This window comes from Pseudoduganella guangdongensis (assembly GCF_009857475.1).
GTDB classification, from domain to species: Bacteria; Pseudomonadota; Gammaproteobacteria; order Burkholderiales; family Burkholderiaceae_D; genus Rugamonas; species Rugamonas guangdongensis.
This window is the reverse complement of record NZ_WWCJ01000054.1, coordinates 1-465: the sequence shown is the minus strand read 5'-3', so window position 1 is coordinate 465 and position 465 is coordinate 1. Positions and strand designations below refer to the sequence as shown.

Sequence of the window (465 nt, the reverse complement as noted above, 5' to 3'; positions counted from 1 at the left end):
CCCTTCCCATCCCGAACAGGACCGTGAAACGACTTTGCGCCGATGATAGTGCTGCAACCAGTGTGAAAGTAGGTTATCGTCAGGCTCTTATTAGAAAAGCCCGCTGACATGTGTCAGCGGGCTTTTTGCTTATAAGTGAAGCCGTACTGCAAAAATGAGGGGGTTGACGAAATCTCCGAAGTGCTGCATAATCTCGCTTCTCTGCTGCTGACAAACACAACGCTTTGTCGAAAACAAGCAGCGATCTTTAAAAATCAACAGTCGATAAGTGTGGGCGTTTGACGATATGCCCGGACCTTCGGGTCCGATGCTCAAAATATACGTTATAACGCTCGCAAAAAATATATTAAACGTAATCTCGAAAGAGATTCGTCAGTATTTTGAGTGAGTGACCTCGGTAGCAATACCGAAAAACAGAGATTGAACTGAAGAGTTTGATCCTGGCTCAGATTGAACGCTGGCGGC

1 rRNA gene is annotated in these 465 nt (G+C 46.0%); it reads left to right on the top strand.

The features are described 5' to 3' along the window. Positions 1 to 85 (top strand): 5S ribosomal RNA (gene rrf / locus GTP41_RS28110); the annotation flags it as partial. Positions 86 to 465: the final 380 nt, after the last annotated feature.